This is a genomic window from Methanofollis formosanus (assembly GCF_019633745.1).
GTDB classification, from domain to species: domain Archaea; phylum Halobacteriota; class Methanomicrobia; order Methanomicrobiales; family Methanofollaceae; genus Methanofollis; species Methanofollis formosanus.
Genome location: NZ_CP037968.1, coordinates 443,457 through 463,647 on the forward strand (window position 1 = coordinate 443,457; position 20,191 = coordinate 463,647).

The window sequence follows — 20,191 nt, forward strand, 5'->3', positions numbered from 1 at the left end:
TTTTTGAAGGTGAACTTCGGGGGCTTTGTCCCGCTCAGCACAGTGGACTGGAGAGGAAAGGCCGTCTGCACGGTCTTTCTGCGCGGCTGTCCGGTACGGTGTCATTACTGCCAGAACACCGCGATCCTCGAAGGAAAAGACGAGCGGGAGATCGAAGAGGTGCTCGGAATGGTCCGCGAGTCCACTCTCCTCGTCACCGGCGTCGTCTTCTCTGGCGGCGAGGCGACGATGCAGAAGGAGGCCCTCCTCGCCCTGGCCGCCGGTGCGAAGAAGATGGACCTCGGCGTCGGCCTCCAGACCAACGGCGTCTATCCGGGAACCATCCGGGCCCTCCTCGAAAACGGCCTCGTCGACCACATCGCCCTCGACGTCAAGACCACCTGGCGCCGGTACAACAACCTCCTCAAACAGGACTTCAAGGAGCGCGTGCAGGAGTCGCTCGAACTCTGCACCGAGGCATACCGTCGGGGCGCCCTTCCTGAGTTCGAGGTGGTGGTCACGACCTTCAGGGGATGCGAGGACGAGATCCGGTATATCGCACAGGACGCGAAAGGCGTCGACTTCGTCCTCCAGCAGGGCGTCATCGCCGGCGTCGCCCCCCTCACCTTCACCGAACTTGCGGCCATCGCCGACGGCCTGGGCCGAACCGTGAAGATCAGGACGCGAGAGGACGGCGAGGTCGTCTACGAGGGCAGACGGATCGTCAGAGCAGAGAGCATTGATGTCAGCAGGATCGAGCAGGAGCACGTGAGATGAAGGTCATCGGGATCGTCGGGATGCCGGCGAGCGGAAAAGGAGAGTTCTCAAAGATCGCAGAGGCCAGGGGCATCCCGGTCGTGGTGATGGGCGACGTGATCAGGGCCGCCGTCGTCGAGGCCGGACTTGAGATGACCGACGCCAACATGGGGAAGGTCTCCTCGGACCTCCGCGCGGAACACGGCATGGGGGCGATCGCCCTCAAGAGCATCCCCTTCGTCGAGGAACAGGACGCACCCGTCGTGATCATCGACGGGATCCGTGGGAGCGCGGAAGTCGAGATCTTCAGGGAACACTTCCCCACTTTTCTCCTCGTCGCCGTCACGGCCTCGTTCGAGACGAGGTTCGGGCGCCTGAAGAACCGGGGCCGCGCCGACGACGTCGACTCTGCCGAAGCCCTCCGTGCACGCGACGAGCGCGAACTCGGGTGGGGCCTGGGCGAGGCAATGACCATGGCCGATGTCGAGATCGCAAACGAGGGCGGCATGGAAGAATACGCAGCAAAGGTCGCCAGACTTATCGGGGCGATGGAGGGATGCCGGTGAGCGTCGTCCCCTATTTCTCCTCATCCTCGACGGTCTGGGAATCGATCGAGTGGGTCTTCGGGATCGAAGAGGTCGGGTATACCGGGTGGGAGATCTCGGCCGACGGCAACTACCGCCTCGAGAAGCCGGAGAACAAACGCGCGATTCTCGATGTCGTCGAGAGCACGCACCTCGACGTGACCGTGCACGCGCCCTACGCCGACCTCAACCTCGCCTCCATCAACGACCCCATCTGGCGGGAGTCGGTGCGCCAGATCTGTGCATGCATCGAGCACGCCGCCGACCTCACCGACCGCGTCACCCTCCACCCGGGGTATCTCTCGCCCGCAGGCAAACTCCTGCCAGGCAAAACCTGGGCGTTGCAGAAGGAGGCGCTCCGTCTGATCGGGGCGTGCGGCGAGGAACATGGGGTGAAGGCCTGCCTTGAAAATATGATCAATATCCCCGAGTTCCTCTGCCACGACGCCGACGAACTCCTCGGGATCACCGACGGGATCGAGGGCGTCGGCGTCACCTTCGACCTGGGCCACGCCAACACGGTCAGGGCGGTCGACGGCTTCCTCAAGCAGATCGGCGCCGCCGACCATATCCACATCCACGACAATCACGGCAGTTCGGACGAGCACCTCGCCCTCGGCGACGGGATCATCGACTGGGAGAAGGTCGGGCATGCCGTCGCAGCAGGGTATCGGGGAAAGGTCGCCGTCGTCGAGGGGCGCAACCTCGAAGAGGCGGCCCGGAGCCTTGCAGTCTTCAGGAGGCGGTTCGTATAGCCGGCGAAACACTACAGATCTATTTCCTCGGTACCGCCGGGGCGCTTCCCACACCGAACCGCAACCCACCCTGCATCATGGTGAGGCGGGGTTCGGACACCCTCCTCTTCGACTGCGGGGAGGGTGCGCAGCAGCAGATGATGCGGGCGCGGACCGGGTTCCTGGTGGACGCCGTCTTCATCACCCACTGGCATGCCGATCATTTCCTGGGCGTGCTCGGTCTGGTCCAGACGATGTCGTTCAACGGCAGGACCGAACCGCTCGTCATCTACGGCCCTGAAGGCGTCCACGAATTCGTGGAGCACACCCAGCACCTCGGCAAGACCAAACTCGGGTTCGACCTCCAGCCGGTGAAACTCGGGCCCGGTTCGACGGTGCGCTACGACGGTTACCGGGTGGAGGCCTTCGCCACCTGCCACGGGATGCCGAGTCTCGGGTATGTGCTCAGGGAGGACGGAAGGCCGGGCCGGTTCAACCGGGAGAAGGCGATCGAACTCGGCGTACCCCCCGGTCCCCTCTTCGGCCGTCTCCAGCGGGGCGGCGAGGTGACGGTGGAGCGCGAGGGAGAACAGGTGACGGTCACGCCCGACCAGATCATGGGCCGGGCGCGCCCGGGCCGGACGCTCATCTACACCGGCGACACGAGACCCCTCCACCACGGCCCGCTCGACGGCCTGGAAGACGCCGACCTGCTTATCCACGACGCCACCTTCGACGATACCGAACGGACGCGGGCGGCCGAGGTCTACCATTCCACCTCGGGGGAGGCCGGAGAGGCGGCGGCGGCGCTGAAGGCGCACATGCTGGCCCTCGTCCATATCAGTTCGCGCTACACATCGACGGCAAACCATATACAGGATGCACGAAAGAGATTTGAAGGCGAAGTGATCGCACCACCCGACCTGACAATGGTCGAGATTCCTTTCAGAGAGTGATGACAATGGCGGAGGGCGAAGATGAGTGCGGGAAACGGACTGGGGCGCGAGCAGCGCCTCTTCCTGACGGGCCTTCTGGCACTCCTGGTCAGCACAGCCATCGCCGTCGTCGCCGGATCGTACCTCTCCTCGATCCGTGAGACCCTCGCCCTCATCCCGGGCCTGCTCGTCCTCGTCCCCCCGACGATCAATATGCGCGGCAGCATCTCCGGGGTGCTCGCCTCCCGTCTCTCCTCCTCGATGCACCTGGGCGAGTTCGCCCCCGACTGCCGGGGCGGCGTCCTCACCGAGAATCTGCACGCGGCGTTCATCCTCACGGTCGCCACCGCCCTTGCCCTCGGGTTCATTGCAAAGCTTGCAGCCTGGGCATTCGGGATCGAGGTGATCGCGGCCGGCGATCTTGTTCTCATCTCGGTGATCGCCGGGATCCTCTCAGGCCTCATCGTGATGGGCTTCACGGTCCTGGTCTCCGTCCTCTCGTACCGGCGCGGGGTGGATATGGACATGATCGCCGCGCCGGCGGTGACGACCCTCGGCGACCTGGTCACCATCCCGGTGCTGGCCGTCACGGCGGTGACGGTCACCGCTCTTCCCATGGGATGGAGGATGACCCTCCTCGCCGGTGTCCTCGTCATCGCCGCGGGTGCGTCGGTGTACTCATGGATGCACGGGGCGCGGGCCAGAGATATTGTCTCTGAGATCCTGCCCCTCCTGGTCGGGCTCTCGGTCCTCGGCACCGTCGCCGGCGTCACCTATACGATGGACCTCGACCGCCTCGTCGCCGTCGGGGCGCTGCTCATTCTCATCCCGCCCTTCGCCGGGATCTGCGGATCGATCGGGGGGATCCTCTGCTCGCGCCTCGGCACCTGGATGCACCTCGGCCTCATCGAGCCGTCGATCCGCCCCTCCCGCGCCGTGGGGGTGCAGTTCGTCCAGAGTTACCTCTTCACCTTCCTCCTCCTCCCGCTGATGGCCGCCCTCGCCCACGGCGCCGCCCTCCTCCTCGGGGCGGCCTCGCCGGGCCTGCTCACCATGGTCGGGATCGCCCTCGGCGCGGGGGTCGTCGTGATGAGCATCGTCAACGGGATTGCCTACCTCACGGCCAGCATCTCGTTCAGGTACGGCTTCGACCCGGACAACTTCGGGATCCCGGTGATCACCTCGGTGATCGACCTGCTGGGCGCGGTGGTGCTCATCTCGGTGATCAACCTGTTTCTGTGAAGTGAACGGCTGCCCTGATCGTGCTGATGCTCGTCCCCTCCGGTCCCCTCGCGCGAAGATAGGTGGGGACGGTACGGAGCGATGTGCTCCCGCTGAAAAAAGATCAACTCTCTCCCGTCCGGGTTCTATCTTCGGGGTCGCGATGACGCGACGGCGTCACGATCAGATCGGCCGCCCCCTCGTCGCAGGATCTTTTCCGGCATCTCGCGAGGGGATAGGGCAGGGGGCGGCGAGAATACGTGCCCTTCTCCTGTCCTTGATTTATCTTCGGGGTCATGATAACAGGACAAGGGTGATGATCTGATGTGCCGTCCCCTATTGCAGAACCTGTCCCGCCGTCTCGCGAGACGATGGAGCGGGGGACGGCACGGGATGGTGTGCTCCCGCTGAAAAAAGATCGGCGCTCTTCTGTCCTGGGTCTATCTTCAGGGTCATGAAAATGGGGTGGCGTGACGATCCGAATGTGCCATCCCCGATCATCGAGTCTTTCCCGTTGTCTCGCGAGAAGATAGGACGGGAGGCGGCCGGGGCGCGTGTTCCCTCCGAAAATAGATCACCTCCTTTTCGTCCCGCTCCAATCTTCGGGGTCATGCCGACAGGGAGGCGTCGTGATCAAACCATACCGTTCCACTTCACATGATCTGTTCTGCCATTTCGCGAGAATATAGGACGGGGGACGGCAGGGGTTGGTATGCTCCCGCTGAAAAAAAGATCAACGATCTCCCGTCCGGGTTCTATCTTCGGGGTCATGACGACAGGACAGCGTACTGATCAGAATGTGCCGTCCCTTATCACCAGGTCTGTTCTGTCATCTCACAAGAAGATAGGATGGGGGACGGCACGGAGCGCGTGATCCCTCCGAAATGTGATCGGCTCTCTCCGATCCAGGTTCTATCTTCGAGGTCATGACGACAGAACAGCGTGATGATGATCCAACGTGCCGTCCCCCCATCACCGGGTCTGTTCTGTTATTTCGCGAGAAGATAGGACGGGGGACGACATCACGCGTGTTCCCTCAGAAAATAGATCAACTCTCTTGTGTCTGGGTTCTATCTTCGGGGTCATGACGACGAGAAAGGTGTGGTGATCAGAAAATGCCGTCCCCCACATCATCTGATCTGTTCTGCCGTTTCGCGCTAAGATAGAGCAGGGACGGCACAGGGTGGTGTGCTCCCGCTGAAAAAAGATCAGCCCTCTCCCGTCCTCGTTCAATCCTCGGGGTCACGACGAGGGGGAAAGCGTGATGATCCAAACATACCGTCCCCCCATCACCTGATCTGTTCTGTTATTTCGCGAAAAGATAGGACAGGGGACGGCACGGATTGGGGTGCCTCTGCTGAAAAAAGATCAGCCCTCTCCCGTCCGGGTTCAATCCTCGGGATCACGACGAGGGGGAAAGCGTGATGATCCAAACATACCGTCCCCCATCACCTGATCTGTTCTGTTATTTCGCGAGAAGATAGGACGGGGAACGGCACGGGTTGGGGATGCTTCTGCTGAAAAAAGATCAGCCCTCTGCCTTCCCGGTTCTATCTTCGGGGTCGCGACAAGGGGACGGCGTGGTGATCAGGTGTGCCGTCCCCCTTCGCAGGATCTGTTCTGCCATCTCGCGAGAAGATAGAGTTGGGGACGGCACGGGGCGTTGTGCTCCTCTGCTGAATAATAATCGGCCCTCTCCCATCCTGGTTCAATCCTCGGGGTCACGATGACAGGCCGGTGTGACGATCAGACGTGCCGACCCTGTTCCTATCTTCATGCTTGGAATCGAGGGCGATGTCCCCGGTGAGGGGCTTCGTGATGGCGCGAGGATCACGATCGTGCCGCCCCCATCGCAGAACGGTATTGCTGTCTCGCGCGAAGATAGCCGGGGGGCGGCGGCGTAGGTGATCCCGGTCCGCTGATCTGTCGTGATAAACGGTCGGGATCGCTGGTGGGGCCTTCCCATCCCGGTCGCCACCCCGAAAGAAACCGACATCCCCTCCACCGCAAGAAGATCATGTCCTTCCCTCACCGCTGCCCGGGCTCCCCAGGCCGAGGGGTAATGGAACCCTTCGCGTACCTCATGACGGTGCGCCCAACTAGGAGTTAATATACCCTCGGGACAATATCGAAAGGGAAGACGGTACTGACCATGATGGAAGTCGAATATCAGCCGACCAGCCTCAAGGATGTCCTCATCGAGATGAAGGATATCTCTGAACTGATGGTTGACCTCGCCTATTCTGCCATTCTTTTTGAAAGCCGGGACATCGCCGGCGAGGTGGGGAACCTCGAAGAGATCATGAACCGGCATGTCTACCAGGCCCGCATCTCGGCGATGCTCGGGGCGCGCAGGGTAGAGGAAGCCGAGTCGATGAGCGGGCTGCTGCAGATTGCGGAGTCGGCCGAGCGGATCTCGAACTCAGCCTCAGAGGTTGCAAAACTCATCCTCAAAGGGGCCAAGTTCCCGCAGAAACTCAGAGACGCTCTCCCCGCGGCTGAAGAGGTGACGGCGCGCGTCGAGGTCCAGAACGGCTCGGTCCTCGACGGCCAGACCCTGGGCGAGGTGAAACTCCAGAGCAGGTCCGGGATGCGCGTCATCGCGATCAGGCGGGGGAACGGATGGATCTACGACCCGGACAAGTACTCCCGGGTCGCCGCCGGCGACATCCTCCTTGCCAAAGGACTTGAAGCCGGCATCCCCCCCTTCCGCATCATGGCCGGAGTGGTCCAGGAAGCGAAAAGAGAAGCGGCAAAGGCCGGATGCGTCGACGACCTCGATCGCGCCGTCGCCCTGATGATCGAGATGAAAAACCTCTCCGAACTCGCGGTCGGGCTTGCATACACCTCGCTCCTCTTCACCAACGAGGACGTGGCCCAGCAGGTCGTCGCCCTCGACGAGAAGATGGAGGACATGCGCTACCAGTTCGACCTCTGGGTGCTCGAGGCCGCCAAGCGCATCGAGAACGTGGAATATCTCCGCGGCCTCCTCTACCTCTCCTCCTTTGCCGAGACCATCTCGGGGGCGGCCTCCGCGATCGCCGAGGTGCTCCTCAGGGACATCGAAGTTCCGCCGGTCTTCAGGATGATCGTGCGCGAGTCCGACGAGATCATCACCCACCTCACGGTGGAAGAAGGCTCGGCCCTTTCCGGCCGGAGCCTCAAGGAGGCGTCGCTGGCGACCGTCACCGGCATGGTGGTGCTGGCGGTCAAACGCGGCGGCGAACGCTGGAAGTACCGTCCTGGCCGCGACGAACGGCTTCACGCAGGCGATCGCATCATCGCAAAAGGGAGACGAGACGGCGAAGAACGGCTTGCCTCCCTTTGTTCAGGTGAGAATACATAAACACTGTACAGTCAAGTGAGTTAAGGAAATGGCGAACCAGGAAGATATGATTGTGTACTCCCTCGGCCCGGGCTGCGGGCTGGAGGAGGTCGAAGAAGGCAAGGTCTACGCCGGGATCGTGCAGGGCTTTGCAAACTTCGGCACCTTTGTCCAGTTGAACGCCAGGCTCAAGGGTCTGGTCCACAAGAGCAACATCATCGGCACCCACGAGGAGAAAGAGCAGATCTTCGTGCAGGTCATCAACATCAGGAACAACGGCAACATCGACCTTGCCGAGGTCGCCCCCACCGTCTTCCGTCTGGAGACCGTGACCAGACGGGCGAAGGTGACCGGACTTGGCGAACTGGCCTCGCGGGTCGGGCGCGACGTCACCCTCGAGGCGACGGTCGCCCAGATCAAGCAGACGAGCGGGCCGACGATCTTCACCCTGGTCGACGCGACCGGGAGCGGGAACGCCGCGGCCTTTGTCGAGGCCGGCGTGCGCGCCTACCCCGAGGTCGAACTCGGCGACTCGGTCTTTGTCGTCGGCGAGGTGATGCGGCGGCAGAACCAGCTCCAGATCGAGGTCAGCGCCATGGAAGCCCTCACCGGCGAGGACGCTCAAAGGGTCCACGACCGGATCGAGGCGGCACTCGACGCGCGCGCAGAGCCCGAAGAGATCCCGCTCCTCATCGAGAGCGAGGCGATGGAACAGCTGCGCCCTGAGATGAGAAAGGTCGCCAAGCGGATCCGGCGTGCGGTCTTCGAAGCCCAACCGATCATCCTCCGCCACCACGCCGACGCCGACGGGATCAGCGCGGCGGTCGCGGTCGAGCAGGCGGTCGTCTCTCTCATCAAGGAGGAAGGCAACGACCTGGACACGGCGTACTATCTCTTCAAGCGCTCGCCGTCGAAGGCGCCCTTCTATGAGATCGAGGACATCACCAGGGACCTCGACTTCGCCCTGAAGGACAATGTGCGGTTCGGGCAGAAGATGCCGCTGATCGTCCTGATGGACAACGGATCCACCGAAGAGGACATCCCGGCGATGAAGGTGGCCCGTGTCTACGACATCCCGATGATCGTCGTCGACCACCACCACCCGGACGCGATCGTCGACGATTACCTGGTCGCCCATGTCAACCCCTACCATGTGGGTGCCGACTTCGGGATCACGGCCGGGATGCTCGGGACCGAGGTAGCCCGGCTCATTTTCCCGGGCGTGAGCGACCGGATCAAACACTTCCCGGCGGTCGCCGCGGTCGGCGACCGGAGCGAGGCGCCGGAGAGACAGCGCTACCTTGATCTCATCGCCGAGGAGTACTCCGAGGACGTGTGCAAGGACATCGCCCTCGCCCTGGACTACGAGCAGTTCTGGCTCCGGTTCAACGACGGCAGGGAGATCGTCAAGGACATCCTGAATGTGGACGGCGAGCGGGACCTGCAGGACAAGTTCGTCAACCTCCTGGTCGACGAGGCGAACGCCGCCATCGAGGGCCAGATGGAAGCCTCCATGCCCCATGTCACCGAGGAGATCCTCCCGAACGGCGCTCATCTCTTCAGGATCGACGTGGAGATCTTCGCCCACCGCTTCACCTTCCCGCCCCCGGGCAAGACGTCGGGCGAGATCCACGACCGGCTCTGCAAGCAGCACCCCGGCGAACCGGTGGTCACGCTCGGGTTCGGCCCGGACTTCGCGGTGCTCCGTTCCCGCGGCGTGATGATGAACATCCCGCAGATGGTCCGGGAACTCCACGAGGAGATCCGGGGCGGCGGGATCAGCGGCGGCGGCCACCTGGTGGTCGGGTCGATCAAGTTCGTCGAAGGGATGCGCGAGGCGGCGCTCGCCGGTCTGGTCGAGAAGATCGGACGCGTGCCGGTGGAATCGTCCCTGCCCGCACAATCCGAGGACTGAATAAGGCTCAGGCCCTCTTCTTCCCTCGCACGGAACAAGAGGTCGGGGTCATACAGTACCCTTCTGGTACTCTTTTCTTCTCCTGTCGTGCCGTCTTCTCCTAACGCTCACTTCCGGCGAAAGGGATATATGCGGCGGCCCTGAGGTAGTACTTCATCGGAGGGATTGCTATGGTACGAAGCATATATGCCAGGATCTCCGGGGTCGGCATCGTCTGCGCTCTTCTCCTGCTGGCCCTGGTCGTCATCGCACCGGCCGCGGCACGGGGAGATACGATCGCCGAGATCGAATCTGGAGACACGGTCTTTGTCTATGAAGAAGGGTTGGACCTCTCGGCCCTGAGAAACGAAACGACCGATACCCCGGTGACCGCGCTGGTCAAGTACACGGACGACGACCTCGATAAGGGTGAGATAAACCGCATCTCGGTCCCGGACGAGACCGACTTCGACCTCGACGATGCCGATGTCGGTGAATACACCGGACTGTACTACGCCTACAGCAAGGAAGACAACGCCCGCACCGGGAAGAGGATCATGGTCAGGTACCCCGAGGTCAGGATCGAACCCGTCCTCGCCGCCCCGAACCATGCCGACCGGATCGAGGGGATCACCATCCCGACCGGGACGGCGATCGCCTTCAAGGTGATCGGTTCCTATGTGGGCACCCAGTACGTCGCCGGCGACGAGCACGCCTCGGTCGACATCGTGGTCACGACACCTGGCGGAGCCGAACTGACGACGTTCGAAGGGCGCGATCTTACGGATCTCCCGCTCACTGCCTCAAACTTCTACACCGACGATCCGGGAATGCCGGGTCCGATCAGACTCGAAGGACTTGAGGAAGGGAAGTATAAAGTCCAGGCACGGTGGCACTCTCCGCAGGGTTTTGCCGACTATGCGGAGGACTCGAATATCATTACCATCTATTCGGGCGAGAGGATCGGGGTCAATACCCCCCTGCCGACGCCGACGGTGACGACGGTGACAACGCCGACCACGACCGTCACCGGAACCCCGACGGCGGCACCGACAACGGCTGTACCAACGGAGACTACAGCCGAAACAACAGTGTCTGAAACTTCGGTTCCGGAGACGACCACGACGGTCCCGGCCACGACGCCTGCGCCGACCCCGCTGACATTGATCCCCGTTTTCGCCGCACTTTTGCTCGGCATCCTTGTGATGACGAGAGAATAGAATCATCTTTTTTTATGGAACTATAACCGACTTAGAAGCCAGAAATACTCATTTACAGGGAGAGAAGCAGGGAAAAACACAAGATATATATAAAGAAGTGCTGATAGGTCTAACAAGCCGAGGTATCGATATGAGTAACAATAAGAGTATCCGGGAAAACTATAACGATACACAGAACCGGATTGTCAAATATCTCATGGGGGGTTTAAGAAAAGGCAAACATTACTTCAAGTCGAAGTATATCGCTCACGACCTTGGACTCTCGGCAAAAGAGGTCGGCACCAACCTCGCTATCCTCTCAGAGATCTGTGAAGAACTCGAGATCAAGAGGTGGAGTTACTCGAACTCGACGACATGGATGGTCAGCCCCAGGGCGGCATGATTAATATACACGGCCACAATTTTTAGGTATGGAACCGATCGTCTCTTTCGAGTCTGAGATCGAATTTGTCGCCAGGATCAACGAGTTCAAGGACTGCATCATGCAGCAGGGCCCGGAGAGCGGGGGAGAACAGGATCCCGAGCAACTCTGGTTCAACATCGATATCCCGAAGGGCCACGGACTCAAGGCGGGCGACCGCGTGCGGATCACCGTCGAGAAGATCTGAACTGATGAAGAGCGAGGTTCCGGTGTGCCGGTGTCAAAGGCGCGATCGGAATCGATCATGAAAACCATCGGTGACGGTGGATTTCAAAGAACCGCCTGAAACAGACGTTTCATGAGCGATTCTTCAGAAAAAACAATGCCCTTTTTTCTGCCCTGAAGAAATCAATCCTCCTTCGGCTTTGTAGAATCATCGTGATAGTTCTCTTCGACGGGTGGCTGGCCGCCCCCCTTTCAGGGTCATTGCTCCGCCTTCCACCCCAATCTTCATCCTGGGGGTCAGGGGACGGAGCCCCCGGCATAAACATGAGGGAAGGCGATAGATGAAGGTCACAGGGGGTTGAGGTGATGAAAAGAGGATGTTTTCTACAGAGCCGAGCCCAGGATACTTTTGGGATATGCTCCATGAAAATGATCGCTAAAATTGTGTCTATAGATGTTGCATGATGATTCGAACTCACCAAATCTCGCTGAAGCCGATATACAGAGGATAAAATCTTCTTCAGAGTGATCAGCCGCTCCAATCGTTGAATCTTCACCGCTGTCTTGTGCCGGGGGGTTGCACCCCTGATTCCTCACGACGAGGATAGACGGGGGCGGCGATGGAACAAGACCCCACCGGTTCTTCAGTCTTGAATAAAAGAGCGATCGAACGACGAGAAATTTTCATCCCGTATGTTTGAGGCGTAATCTCGCCTCATGAGCAATTACCATGAAAATGATCCTGACGATCATCTCTCCAGGTTTCCATAATGGTTTGAATCCACCACCCGCCTTCAGGACAGATACAGATATTGCAGATGCATCTCCTGAATGATCGGGCCTCTGCCTTCCCGGCCCTATCTTCGTCCCGGGGGTCCGGGGGCAGCGCCCCCGGCACCGATGTTTGGGAAGGCGTGATGATCCGATGTGCCGCCCCCATCGTAGAATCGTTCCTGGAATCCCGCACCGGGGGGTTTCACCCCCCGGACCCCCCACGACGAAGATCGGTGGGGGCGGCAATGAAGTGGTCGCCCTATGTGGTGTCCTGCTCCGAAGAGGGAGCAAGGATCCACTCACTAGAGACCACCAAGAATTTTCATCCCGTATGCTTGAGCCCAGGGTTCATGTCCGATTCTACAAAGCCCTGCACCTCTCCATCTCAGGACAAATGATCAAAATCCCCATGGAGGTTTACAAATACTCCCAATTTCGACAAAATGAAGTTATTTCGTGAAAAATCAACATCGTAATGATAAAATACCGATATACCATATACACTGGTGATGGCACGCGAGAAACTCAAACTCTGCGTATTTGGGTCCTTCAATGCAGGGAAGACTTCTCTTATCACCGCCCTCGATCCCTCTTCCAGGCATGTCGAGGCCGACTGCGACGGCGGGTCGACGACCGTCGCCCTCGACTTCGGCCGGGTGCAGGTGGGGGAGCAGCAGGTCTATCTCTTCGGGACACCAGGGCAGGACAGGTTTGAGTTTGCCAGAAAGATCCTCTCCAGGGGGATGGACGGAGCGATCATCGTAGTGGACTCGACCTATGCACCCGACGAGATGACGCGTGAATTGTATTCGTGGCTGAAGGGGACCGGGCTGCCGGTCGTCTTCATGCTCAACAAGTGCGACCTCCCCGAGTCCAGGCCCTCGCTCTATGCCGACGTGATCGGCGACGCCTCGGTCCACCTCGTCTCCGCCCGGACAGGCGAGAATGTGCATGAAGCGCTTGTCTCCTTTGTCAGCGGCATCGTCGAGGACGCCGATCCCGTTTTGTAGAAGGCCTCACACGTCGCGCCGGGGGCGCTGCCCCCCGCAAAGATATCGATCCTTTTCTATAACACCGCCTCTACTCACCCAATCGATAACCCCTCCCTTCAGATCAATCCCTTACCTCTCAACCCCCCGGATCTTCTCCAGGAAACCGGAAACAAATACTATATCTTCTCTTAATGGTCACACTCTGGTAATGGCAGCAACTCCCCCCACCACACCTTTTATCGGGCTCTCCTGCCTCTGCATCCTCGCTCTCGCTCTGACCGCAGGATGTACCGGCATCGGGTTTGGAGAGGCGACCTACACAGACGGCGCCCTCCAGCTCGAGGTGGACAACCCGTCAGAACCCACGGAGGCCACCCTCCAGGTGACGGTTGTGAAGACCAGCGGTTTCGGACAGGAACAGGTCGATACCTTTGTCAAAATCGAACACTTTCAGGAAGGCACCAATATCTTCTCCTTCCCGGTGGCCCTCGAACCAGGCACCTATAAACTCTATCTCTATCTCCTGAAAGGGGATGAACGGACGGCCGCCGTGATCAGGGACCTGCAGGTGTGACCATGAACGAATGTCTGGACGCCGCACGCGGGAGCGTACCTGCCGATCGTCTCTTCACCCACCTCTCCCTGTACAACCCCTTCACCTGCACCTGGGAAGAGACCTCCTTTGCGGTGAAGGACGGAACGGTCGTCGGGGTGGGCGAGGGTTACGAGGCCCTGGAGACCGTCGACCTGGAGGGCGCGAGGGTCGTGCCCGGCCTTATCGACGCTCATGTGCATATCGAGAGTTCTCTGCTCACACCCGGCGAATACGCGCGGGCAGTGTTGCCGCGGGGGACGACGACGGTCGTCGCCGACCCCCACGAGATCGCCAATGTATCAGGGAAAGAGGGGATCGAGTTCGTCCTCTCGGAGGGATCGCGCTCAGCCCTCTCGGTCCTGGTCACCCTCCCCTCCTGTGTCCCGGCCACTCCCCTGGACGAGGGCGGGGCCGTGCTCACGGCAGACGACCTTGCGGAATTTGTCGGGAGAGATGAAGTGGTGGGACTGGGCGAGGTGATGAATGTCCCCGGCGTCCTGAACGGCGATCCCGAGGTCTGGAAAAAGCTCGGGCTCTTCCGGGTCAGGGAGGGGCACGCACCCATGCTCTCGGGAAAAGACCTCAACGCCTATGTGTTCGCCGGGATACAGAGCGACCACGAGTCCACGACGCTTGAGGAGGGTGAGGAGAAACTCCGCCTCGGGATGTACGTCATGATGAGGGAGGGCTCGACCGAGCGAAACATCCGGGCCCTCGCGCCCCTGCTCACGCCCTGCACCTCGTCGCGCTGCTGTCTGGCGACCGACGACCGGCACGCCGACATGCTCCTCTCGGAGGGGCATATCGACGACTGCATCAGGAAACTGGTGAGGTGCGGGGTGTCCCTGGAACTGGCGCTCAGGGCGGTGACCCTCTCCTCCGCCCGGCGGTTCGGGCTTGATGACCGGGGTGCGATCGCACCGGGCCGGCGGGCCGACTTCTGCGTGCTCAGGGGTTCGCCGGAGTTCGAGGTGGAGACGACCTACGTACAGGGAGTACACTACGAAGATCCCGGCTATCAGACGCCGGCGTGCCCGCCGCCGGTCTTCAGGTGCCGCCCGCCCGTCCCTGAGGACCTTGCGATCGGGGGCAAGGGCATCGCCCGCGTCATCGGCCTGACCGAGGGGCAGATCGTCACCGACGACCTGCGGTGCAGGGTGGAGGACGTCCCTGACCTGGAGCATGACATCCTCAAGGTCGCGGTCTGCGACCGGTACCGGAACGGCGGGTGCGGGGTTGGCCTGGTCCACGGTTTCGGGATGAAAGAGGGTGCGATCGCCGCAAGCGTCTCCCACGACACCCACAACATCGTCGCCGTCGGGGTCTCGGACGAGGAGATCTGCCGGGCGATCAGGTCGGTGATCGCCCATCAGGGCGCGATGGTCACGGTGAGGGGCGAGCGGGTGACTGTCCTTCCCCTGCCGTGCGGGGGGTTGATGGCAACCGAGCCCTACCCGGAGGTCTGCCGGAGGCTCGAGGCCCTCACGGAGGAGACCAGGGCGATGGGGGCGGTCGAGCACCCGTTCATGTACCTCTCGTTCCTTGCGCTGACCGTCATCCCGCACCTCCGGGTGACCGACCGCGGGGTCTTTGATGCGGCGGCCTTCGCCGATGTCCCGCTCTTCTGTGAGGAGGGAAAGTAATGGACGAACATATCATCGAGGCCGCCGGGAAGGCGCGAGTCGTCGTCAGGGACGGGAAGGTCGTCGAGGTGGGCGAACCGGTGATCCGGTCATGCCCGCTCGCCGAACGGTTCTCCTATCCGGTCATGGAGATGACGAGAGAAGAGATCCAGAAGAACATCGAGGAGCGGATCCGCACCTTCGGGATGTGCACGCCTGAACGCAGGGTACTTGCCGACCCGGACTTCGTCCTCTTCGGGGCTTCGGAACTGATGAGCGCAGCGGTGCGGCGGGGCGACCTCGACGCCGCAGTCGTCGCCTGCGACGGGGCCGGGACGGTCGTCGCCATAAACCCGCGGCTGGTCCAGGGGATAGGCGGGCGGATGTCGGGACTGGTGAAGACCTCGCCCATCCCCGCAGTGATCAGCAGGATCGAGGAGAACGGCGGGATGGTGCTCGACCCCGAGACGGCGCGGATCGATCCGGTCGCCGGGGTCGAAGCGGCGGTGCAGGCCGGGTACCGGACGGTGGCGGTGACCGTCGCCTCGCCCGACATGGCCGAGGAGGTGAGGATACGCTACCCCGACGCCCTCATCGTGGGGGTGCACCTGACCGGGCTGTCGGCCGAGGAGGCCGAACGGATCGCGGCGGTGGCTGATATCGTGGCGGTCTGCGCCTCACGACACCTCCGCGAGGCGGCCGGACGGCGGGCTCTCCTTCAGGCCGGGACCGTGGTCCCGGTCTTTGCCCTGACGCAAGCAGGCAAAGAGATCATCCTGGCAAAGATCAGGGAGACCGACCGGCAGGTGCTGGTCACCGGCGGGCATCTCCCGGTCGCGGGAACGCGGGGGCCCGAGCCGCTGGTGTGAGATAACCAGAGGGTTCAAGGGTTTATCTCCGGGGTTCAACCATCGAACCCCTGCAATTTTTCCAATTTATCTTTTTTTCATTCTTATTCTCCAAACGATACCATGAGAATCAGACTATATGTCATGCTCCTCCTCATCGCCGTATGTACCGGTGCGGTGACGGCGGAGGAGAACACGGCGGCCCAGGTTGCGATCACCGGGGTTGCCGTCGATCCGGGTGTGCTCATGAAGGGCGACACCGGGACGGTCACCGTCACGGTCACCAACAATGGCCAGACCAGCGTCCCGATCGCGCGTGCCGCCCTCCTGGGCAACGACCTCTCGGTCCAGGACTCGGGGATCTACTCGTCGGTGAGCAACCTGGGTGCGGGAAATTCGATGGACTTCACCTTCACCGTGCAGGCCGATACCGCCGACGGGATCTATTATCCTTCCTTCTATCTCGACTACCGGGACGCAGGAAGCCTGCGCTATCCGGTGCCGGTGAAGGTGGAAAGCAGCGGACTCGAGGTCTCGGTGCTTCAGCAGCCTGAGGTCTATGCCGAGGAGAGGACCGAGACCGTCACGCTCCTGATCGGCAACCCGCGCGAGAACATGGTGAGCGGCGTCACCGTCAGGCCGGTGGGGGAGGGGATCGAGACGACCCAGACCAGCGCCTTTGTCGGCGACCTCCAGCCGGGCGGCTCGGCCGAGGTGACCTTCGACCTCCGCGCCTCGCAGTCGACCGACCTCACCTTCGAGACGACCTACCGGAACGGGATGAACTCTCACACCGCCGCGACGACGGTGCCGGTGGAGGTCGGCGAGGGGAAGGTCCGCGCCGAACCGGTGGTCAACAACATCAACGTAGTACAGAGTGGCGGACAGTTCACGGTCAGCGGGGACGTGAACAATGCCGGCCTTGAGGAAGCGAAGTCGGTCGTCGTGACCGTCGCCGAGCCTGCGATCCCCTCTGGCGCCTACCCGGCCTATGTCGTCGGGGCCCTCGAGCCTGACGACTTTTCCAGTTTCGAAGTGACCTTCACGGCGTCCGGCACCTCACCGGTCCCTCTTCTGGTCCAGTACAAGGACGGGGACGGGAATGCCTATGAAACGAGTTGTTCGGTTGATCTCAGGGGGGCCGGGACCGCGGCGCCGGCGAACGGCGATGTCGAGAACATGGCGGCTTCGAAGTCAGGCGGGCGCAACCCGATGGGCACCTTCGGCGGAGGGCTGCAAAACCTTCCGATCACCGAGATCCTCGTCGGTCTCCTGGTCGTCGTCGGTGCCCTCGTCGCCTGGCGGAAAGGGCTCTTTGCCGCCGCCGTACGGAAGGGCAGGGCGCGTCTGGGTCGGGACCGGGACGAGGACTGAACCGGGGTCAGGACAATGAACGATCTTCCGGTGATCAGACTGGACGGGGTGACCAGGGTCTACTCCATCCCTGCAGGAGACGTGGTGGCCCTCGACGATGTCTCCCTCGATATCATGGAAGGAGAGTTCGTGGCGATCATGGGGCCGTCGGGTTCGGGCAAGTCCACCCTGCTCAACCAGATCGGGAGCCTGGACGTCCCGACCTCAGGCGACCTCTTCATCGACGGGAGGAACACCAGGGAGATGACCGACGACGAACTCACCGATCTCAGGCGGGACTCCATCGGCTATATCTTCCAGAAATTCAACCTCATCCCGCTCCTCACGCTCTATGAGAACGTGGAGTATCCGCTCATCCTGAAGTACGGGAAGCGGGACGAGAGTGGACGGGCTACGGAGTTGTTGAAGATGGTCGGGCTCGAAGGGGCGATGATCGAGCATACCCCGACCGAGATCTCGGGCGGGCAGCAGCAGCGGGTGGCCATCGCACGGGCGCTGGTCAATGACCCGAAGATCCTCCTCTGCGACGAACCGACCGGGAACCTGGACTCGAAGACGAGCACCCAGATCATGGAGATCCTGGCCGACCTGAACCGGCGCGGCAAGACGGTGGTGATGGTCACCCACGACCCGGCGACGGCCGAGTATGCGAACAGGACGATCGTCATCAGGGACGGGAGGGTCGAGTGATGGCCGCCGATATCTTCTTCGACCTCTCGGTGAGGAGTGTGCGGCGTCACTTCCTCCGCTCGCTCCTCGCCGCCGTCGGGATCGTCATCGGGGTGGTCGCCATCACCTCGATGGGGATCATGGGGACGAGCATGAGTCTCTCGGTGACCGACTCGCTCACCGAGACCGGAAATGTGCTGGTGATCTATCCGGACTCAGGCGGGGACGGCGGCGGCAAGATGGGCGGGCCGTCAGGGGGCGACGAGGACGAGTACATCTCGGAGAATCAGGTCAGGGATATCGTCAGGGCCGCGGGTTCCAATGAGGTCGTCCCGATCTATTCAGAGACCGAGCAGATCCGGGCGGGTTCGGAGGAGAGACGGGCCACCATCTATGGCCTCGACACCGACCAACTCCCTGACCTTTTCGAGGTCGCCGAGGGCGACTATCCCAGGAGCACCTCGGGGGTGCTCGTCGGTCCGACGCTTGCCGAAAACCTGGACCTGAAGGTGGGGACCAGGATCAAGATCGGCGATCCGGACGACGAGGGCCAGCACACCGTCAGGGTCAACGGGATCCTGGAAGAGCGGGGCATGTCGATGGACCTCAACACCGACAATGCCGTCATCGCATCTGACCGGTGGTTCACCTCCGTCTTCGGCGGTGAGGGGGAGTACGACCAGGTGAACGTGGTTGTCGGGGCGATCGAGGATATCGATCAGGTCAAGGACGATATCGACCGGCACCTGAACAAGAAGGATGACGAGGTGAGGATCTGGGACTCAGGGCAGATGCTTGAGTCGATCACCTCGACGCTCGATACGATGACCGGGTTTATCATGGCGATCGGCGGGATCTCGCTGCTGGTCGCGGCGGTGAGTATCTTCAATGTGATGATGATGTCGGTGACGGAGCGGACGCGCGAGATCGGGATCCTCCGGAGTATCGGGACGAGACGAACCATCGTCAGGAGGATGTTCCTGTACGAGGCGTTCATCCTCGGCGGCGTGGGTGCGGTGATCGGCGGAGTGCTGAGTCTGGTCGCCGGGTACCTCGCGGTGCTCGTAATGATCGGGGATGCGGCGTACTTCTTCACGCCTGAAGCTCTGATCTATGTTCCGTACGGGATGTGCATCGGAGTCGCGGTCTGTGTCTTCTCAGGGCTCTATCCGGCATGGAAGGCGGCCGACCTCGATCCGGTCATGGCCCTGGCGGCGGAGTGAAGGTTTCATACTCTCAAGGCGCATGGAGGAATGAGGTGGATGATGGAGGACGAAGAAGGGACTCACACACTCCTGGTCGAGCGCGACGAGGACTTCCTCGCCGAACTCTCCGAGTATCTCGACGTGCTCGGGAGCGGGACGCGCCTGAAGATCCTGAAGGCAATCGAGCGGCGGCCCAAAGATGTCAGAGAAATCTCGCGCGAGATCGAGACGAGTTATGAGAACACCAAGAAGCACATCGACAAACTGCTCAGGATCGGGGTGATCAGGAAGGAGGCCGGGATGAGCAGGCCGACGGTGAAAGGGGTGCATCCGGTCTGGAAGTATTCGGTGGTTCCCGGCGGGATGGAGGGGATTGTCAGGAGTCTCAGTCTTTTTGGCAATATCGGGCTCATGCCCTCCGACGCCGTGCTCTCCGAACGTCTTGCTGCGGTGCAGGAGCAGGTCTCGGAGGAACTGGCGACGGCCGTGCCGGTGCTGATGCTCCTCGGCGGTCCAGACGACGGGAAGGTCTTCCCCCTCCATGGGGAGCGGGTCGCCGTCGGCCGCGAGGACCCTGCCGGGGCGGGAGAGTACGACGAGGTGGTCGATATCGTCCTCGCCGAGCATTACGCCGCGGTGACCAGGGTCACGCGCCCGCACGCCCTGCTGACGCTGGAGGAGGGTACCTGGTACCTGGAGGACTGCGGGAGCACCGGCGGGACGGTGCTCAACAGTGTCCCGCTCGAAGGGAAACAGAAGGTCGCCCTCAGTGACGGAGACCTCATCGGTCTCGGGAAGGGCATGAAGGGCGCACGTCTCGTCGTCACCCTGCCAGGGGCCTGAGGCGGCAGGGTCGCATTCCGTCGATTTCATACCCT

18 protein-coding genes are annotated in these 20,191 nt (G+C 61.8%); all 18 read left to right on the top strand.

The genetic code is table 11. The annotated features are described in order from the left end of the window. Positions 1-9: 9 nt before the first annotated feature. The 18 genes from E2N92_RS01910 (at position 10) to E2N92_RS01995 (ending at position 20,156) form a co-directional block, all read left to right on the top strand. Positions 10-756, top strand: a complete 747-nt coding sequence (locus E2N92_RS01910; protein WP_343222873.1) for an anaerobic ribonucleoside-triphosphate reductase activating protein — start codon at positions 10-12, stop codon at positions 754-756. Beyond that, positions 753-1,301, top strand: a complete 549-nt coding sequence (locus E2N92_RS01915) for an AAA family ATPase (protein WP_220682020.1) — start codon at positions 753-755, stop codon at positions 1,299-1,301. The genes E2N92_RS01910 and E2N92_RS01915 overlap by 4 nt, the downstream gene beginning before the upstream one ends. Further along, the gene (locus tag E2N92_RS01920; protein ID WP_220682915.1) at positions 1,298-2,074 is read left to right on the top strand and encodes a sugar phosphate isomerase/epimerase family protein; all 777 of its coding nucleotides are present in this window, start codon (positions 1,298-1,300) and stop codon (positions 2,072-2,074) included. Before E2N92_RS01915 ends, E2N92_RS01920 begins: the two co-directional genes overlap by 4 nt. After that, the gene (gene rnz / locus E2N92_RS01925; RefSeq protein WP_220682914.1) at positions 2,071-3,009 is read left to right on the top strand and encodes a ribonuclease Z; all 939 of its coding nucleotides are present in this window, start codon (positions 2,071-2,073) and stop codon (positions 3,007-3,009) included. The genes E2N92_RS01920 and rnz overlap by 4 nt, the downstream gene beginning before the upstream one ends. A 21-nt stretch (positions 3,010-3,030) precedes the next feature. Next, positions 3,031-4,230, top strand: coding sequence for a magnesium transporter (locus E2N92_RS01930; RefSeq protein ID WP_220682021.1), 1,200 nt, complete (start codon positions 3,031-3,033; stop codon positions 4,228-4,230). A gap of 2,134 nt (positions 4,231-6,364) precedes the next feature. Continuing rightward, a complete protein-coding gene (locus tag E2N92_RS01935) occupies positions 6,365-7,555 on the top strand; it encodes a potassium channel family protein (RefSeq protein WP_343222852.1) in 1,191 nt (396 codons plus the stop codon). Positions 7,556-7,583: 28 nt separating this feature from the next. Continuing rightward, positions 7,584-9,449, top strand: a complete 1,866-nt coding sequence (locus E2N92_RS01940) for a DHH family phosphoesterase (protein ID WP_220682023.1) — start codon at positions 7,584-7,586, stop codon at positions 9,447-9,449. Positions 9,450-9,619: 170 nt separating this feature from the next. Further along, complete coding sequence (locus tag E2N92_RS01945; protein WP_220682024.1) at positions 9,620-10,648, top strand: DUF3821 domain-containing protein; 1,029 nt, start codon at positions 9,620-9,622, stop codon at positions 10,646-10,648. Positions 10,649-10,778: 130 nt separating this feature from the next. Continuing rightward, positions 10,779-11,030: a DUF7123 family protein gene (locus E2N92_RS01950; RefSeq protein ID WP_220682025.1), complete on the top strand. Its 252-nt coding sequence runs from the start codon at positions 10,779-10,781 to the stop codon at positions 11,028-11,030. 28 nt (positions 11,031-11,058) lie between these two features. Beyond that, entirely contained in the window at positions 11,059-11,256 is a 198-nt protein-coding gene (locus E2N92_RS01955) for a hypothetical protein (protein WP_220682026.1), read from the top strand. 1,261 nt (positions 11,257-12,517) lie between these two features. Continuing rightward, positions 12,518-13,018, top strand: coding sequence for a GTP-binding protein (locus E2N92_RS01960; RefSeq protein ID WP_220682027.1), 501 nt, complete (start codon positions 12,518-12,520; stop codon positions 13,016-13,018). A 190-nt stretch (positions 13,019-13,208) separates the two neighbouring features. Then, positions 13,209-13,574 carry a hypothetical protein gene (locus E2N92_RS01965; RefSeq protein WP_220682028.1) on the top strand — a complete coding sequence of 122 codons (366 nt, stop codon included), beginning with the start codon at positions 13,209-13,211 and terminating at the stop codon, positions 13,572-13,574. A 2-nt stretch (positions 13,575-13,576) separates the two neighbouring features. Then, the gene (gene ade / locus E2N92_RS01970) at positions 13,577-15,238 is read left to right on the top strand and encodes an adenine deaminase (RefSeq protein WP_220682029.1); all 1,662 of its coding nucleotides are present in this window, start codon (positions 13,577-13,579) and stop codon (positions 15,236-15,238) included. Further along, positions 15,238-16,086, top strand: coding sequence for a methanogenesis marker 8 protein (locus E2N92_RS01975; protein ID WP_220682030.1), 849 nt, complete (start codon positions 15,238-15,240; stop codon positions 16,084-16,086). The genes ade and E2N92_RS01975 overlap by 1 nt, the downstream gene beginning before the upstream one ends. A gap of 102 nt (positions 16,087-16,188) precedes the next feature. Then, a complete protein-coding gene (locus tag E2N92_RS01980) occupies positions 16,189-17,439 on the top strand; it encodes a COG1361 S-layer family protein (RefSeq protein ID WP_220682031.1) in 1,251 nt (416 codons plus the stop codon). A gap of 15 nt (positions 17,440-17,454) precedes the next feature. Beyond that, on the top strand, positions 17,455-18,129 hold the full coding sequence (locus E2N92_RS01985; protein ID WP_220682032.1) for an ABC transporter ATP-binding protein: 675 nt from the start codon (positions 17,455-17,457) through the stop codon (positions 18,127-18,129). After that, complete coding sequence (locus E2N92_RS01990) at positions 18,129-19,331, top strand: ABC transporter permease (protein ID WP_220682033.1); 1,203 nt, start codon at positions 18,129-18,131, stop codon at positions 19,329-19,331. Before E2N92_RS01985 ends, E2N92_RS01990 begins: the two co-directional genes overlap by 1 nt. Positions 19,332-19,373: 42 nt before the next feature. Then, complete coding sequence (locus E2N92_RS01995) at positions 19,374-20,156, top strand: FHA domain-containing protein (RefSeq protein ID WP_220682034.1); 783 nt, start codon at positions 19,374-19,376, stop codon at positions 20,154-20,156. Positions 20,157-20,191 lie beyond the last annotated feature (35 nt).

Coding starts and splice junctions, on each gene's coding strand:
- E2N92_RS01915 (WP_220682020.1), top strand. CDS start 753: ATGAAGGTCATCGGGATCGTCGGGATGCCGGCGAGCGGAAAAGGAGAG.
- E2N92_RS01930 (WP_220682021.1), top strand. CDS start 3,031: ATGAGTGCGGGAAACGGACTGGGGCGCGAGCAGCGCCTCTTCCTGACG.
- E2N92_RS01935 (WP_343222852.1), top strand. CDS start 6,365: ATGGAAGTCGAATATCAGCCGACCAGCCTCAAGGATGTCCTCATCGAG.
- E2N92_RS01940 (WP_220682023.1), top strand. CDS start 7,584: ATGGCGAACCAGGAAGATATGATTGTGTACTCCCTCGGCCCGGGCTGC.
- E2N92_RS01945 (WP_220682024.1), top strand. CDS start 9,620: ATGGTACGAAGCATATATGCCAGGATCTCCGGGGTCGGCATCGTCTGC.
- E2N92_RS01950 (WP_220682025.1), top strand. CDS start 10,779: ATGAGTAACAATAAGAGTATCCGGGAAAACTATAACGATACACAGAAC.
- E2N92_RS01955 (WP_220682026.1), top strand. CDS start 11,059: ATGGAACCGATCGTCTCTTTCGAGTCTGAGATCGAATTTGTCGCCAGG.
- E2N92_RS01960 (WP_220682027.1), top strand. CDS start 12,518: ATGGCACGCGAGAAACTCAAACTCTGCGTATTTGGGTCCTTCAATGCA.
- E2N92_RS01965 (WP_220682028.1), top strand. CDS start 13,209: ATGGCAGCAACTCCCCCCACCACACCTTTTATCGGGCTCTCCTGCCTC.
- ade (WP_220682029.1), top strand. CDS start 13,577: ATGAACGAATGTCTGGACGCCGCACGCGGGAGCGTACCTGCCGATCGT.
- E2N92_RS01975 (WP_220682030.1), top strand. CDS start 15,238: ATGGACGAACATATCATCGAGGCCGCCGGGAAGGCGCGAGTCGTCGTC.
- E2N92_RS01980 (WP_220682031.1), top strand. CDS start 16,189: ATGAGAATCAGACTATATGTCATGCTCCTCCTCATCGCCGTATGTACC.
- E2N92_RS01985 (WP_220682032.1), top strand. CDS start 17,455: ATGAACGATCTTCCGGTGATCAGACTGGACGGGGTGACCAGGGTCTAC.
- E2N92_RS01990 (WP_220682033.1), top strand. CDS start 18,129: ATGGCCGCCGATATCTTCTTCGACCTCTCGGTGAGGAGTGTGCGGCGT.
- E2N92_RS01995 (WP_220682034.1), top strand. CDS start 19,374: ATGGAGGACGAAGAAGGGACTCACACACTCCTGGTCGAGCGCGACGAG.